The organism is Gelidibacter salicanalis, assembly GCF_016469035.1.
Lineage (GTDB): Bacteria > Bacteroidota > Bacteroidia > Flavobacteriales > Flavobacteriaceae > Gelidibacter > Gelidibacter salicanalis_A.
Genome location: NZ_JAEHJZ010000129.1, coordinates 1 through 301 on the forward strand (window position 1 = coordinate 1; position 301 = coordinate 301).

Here is a 301-nt window from a genome sequence, read left to right on the forward strand (position 1 = left end):
TCTGTCCAGTATTAACTTGTGATAGCCTGGCTGTACGATTTCAGTATCATGGGAAAAAGGCGATGCAAAATCTGTGTTTGTCTCCAATTCTATCCCTGAAACAGGAAGTACTGAAAGTGCAGAAAGTTGCCAAGCATGCACATGGCTGAGGCCTTTGATCGAGTCACTTTCATATCGGTATCCAGATCCCCAAGCTCCACCGATGTCCGTATCTGGGCTGAGATTCACCATTCCGAAAGGTCGAGTAGCTGTGTTGAAAAAGAACCAGCGGGAGTTTTTACTATCCACGTAAGGGTTCACC

General features: G+C 46.2%; 1 pseudogene. It reads right to left on the reverse strand.

The window, feature by feature from the left end:
• Positions 1-300 (reverse strand): annotated as a pseudogene (locus JEM65_RS21170) (GH92 family glycosyl hydrolase); the annotation flags it as partial.
• Position 301 lies beyond the last annotated feature (1 nt).